3 protein-coding genes are annotated in these 2,005 nt (G+C 61.6%); all 3 read right to left on the reverse strand.

What is annotated here, in order from left to right:
* Positions 1–15 precede the first annotated feature (15 nt).
* The gene (mamB, locus tag MTBLM5_RS17300; protein ID WP_008622631.1) at positions 16–906 is read right to left on the reverse strand and encodes a magnetosome biogenesis CDF transporter MamB; all 891 of its coding nucleotides are present in this window, start codon (positions 904–906) and stop codon (positions 16–18) included.
* The gene (gene mamR / locus MTBLM5_RS17305; protein WP_068495891.1) at positions 903–1,157 is read right to left on the reverse strand and encodes a magnetosome protein MamR; all 255 of its coding nucleotides are present in this window, start codon (positions 1,155–1,157) and stop codon (positions 903–905) included. Before mamR ends, mamB begins: the two co-directional genes overlap by 4 nt.
* The coding region (gene mamQ, locus MTBLM5_RS17310) for a magnetosome protein MamQ (protein WP_152427090.1) at positions 1,154–2,005 on the reverse strand (852 nt) is incomplete at its 5' end. The genes mamR and mamQ, both read right to left, overlap by 4 nt.

Genomic DNA, 2,005 nt, shown 5'->3' on the forward strand with positions numbered 1-2,005 from the left:
CCGCCCCTCTCTCGGTCAGGCCCGTGCCGCGGCGGCGGGTGCCGGGCTGACGAACAGGCGGATGTCGCGGGCGTGGGGGATTTCCTCCTGGATGCGCCGGCGTACCGCCTCGGCCACCATGGAACTGTCCTTGATGCGCAGATTGGGATCGACGCGCAGGCGGATGTCGAACTGCACGTCCTCGCCCACATGGCGACCGCGCAGGAAATAGATGCTGTGGACCATGGGCGTGTCCATGGCCACCTGCCAGGCGGTCTGCAGCAATTCCGTATCCACCGAGCTGTCCATCAGGCCGTGGATCGAGGTTCCGATCAGTTCCAGGCCGATGCGTCCCACCAGGGCCGAGACGCCGATGGCCGCGATGGTGTCGGCGATGGGAAAGCCGATCACCGAGGCGATCACGCCGACCATCACCGCCGCCGACGAGATGGCGTCGGACCGGTTGTCCCAGGCATTGGCGATGATGGCCGGGCTGTTGTTTTCGTTGCCCACGCAGATCTGGTAGCGATACATCAGCTCGTTGACGATCACCGTCACCGACGCCCCAACCGCCGCGAAGATGCTCGGCGCCTCGTAGGTCCCCGAGATCAGCTTCATCACCGAGCCGTACATCAAGAAGCTGGCCCCGATCAGCAGCAAGGAGCCCACGATGGACGACGAGATGTATTGGATGTTGCCGTAGCCGAACGGATAGCGCTCATCCGCCGGCTTGTTCGAAATCTTCAAGCTGAGCTGGGTCACCCCGCTGGCCACCACGTCCGCCCCGGAATGCAACGAATCCGCCACCAGCGCCACGCTGCCGCTCATCAGCCCGAGGACCCCCTTGAACAGGGTCATGCAGATGTCGGCGGTAAAGGCCCACCACACCACTTCCTCGCGGCAATCCCTGCAATTTTCGAACTTCATCGGTTCATGTAATCCACAAGATTGGAGCCCAGGATACGATAATTATCACCCACCTTCTTCGCCTTGATCGTCCCCGAACGAATCAGGCCCAGCACCTCGAGACGGTCCACCCCCAGCAATTGCGAGGCTTCCGCGCTGCTGTAGATCCGGTGCGGCAAGATCTCCTCGCCGAAGATCTTGTCCACCAGCACCATGGCGCCCTGCACGAAGGTCACCAGCGCGCTCCCCTTGATCACCGCCGTCCAGATCATTTCTTGATGTCCTGCGCATGGTTGAGAGGCAACAGTTCCTGGAACAGCTGCGGCGTGATGATCGGCGTGTCGCCCGCCGGCTTTTCCTGGAAATACTCCGCCCGCTTGAACCCGGTGATGAACGCCAGATAGTTCCACGGCCACTTGGTGATCTCGATGTTGTAGGTCGAGGCAGCGGCGTTGTAATCCTCCCGACGCGTCGCGATGCGGTCTTCCATCTCCACCAGCGACGTCATCATATGCTTGTAGGTGTCCACCGACTGGATGGTCGGATACTGCTCCACCACCGCCATCAAACGGCCCAGCGCATTGCCGAAGCCTCCGTCGGCCCCCAGCAGCGCCTTGCCGCCCCCAATATCGCCCAGAAGCTTGCCGATCCCGCCCTGCTTCATCAGCTGCTCCAGCGCCGAGCCGATAGGGCCGCCCTTGCCCGCCTCAACGCCCTCGGTCCGCTTGTCCGAGGTATGCGAGAAGATCGAGTGCTCCAATGCCGCATGGTTCAGCGTCAGCTTCACAAGATTGCCGAACAGATTGTCCCGGCGCTGGATCATCACCTCGTAATTGGACCGCTTCGCCTGCGTGTCTTCCGACATGGTCACGAAGGTGTTGTAGCGCATCAGCAACGTCGCGATGAACGCAACAACCGACAAAACCGATATGACCATAAGAGCGTGCACCGGCCCACGCCCCAAACGACGAGGCGTCTCCTCCACCACGTACAACTGGGCAAGCAGCTCCTCCGACTGCTTCACCCGTTGCAGCGCACTGAAGTCGACCCCAGGGGCCGAACCAACATTCGCGTCGCCTAATGCCATATCCGCCTCTCTAAGCTCGTCGTATGAAGGAAA

It is taken from the genome of Magnetospirillum sp. LM-5 (genome assembly GCF_902729445.1).
In the GTDB taxonomy this organism is placed as follows: Bacteria; Pseudomonadota; Alphaproteobacteria; order Rhodospirillales; family Magnetospirillaceae; genus Magnetospirillum.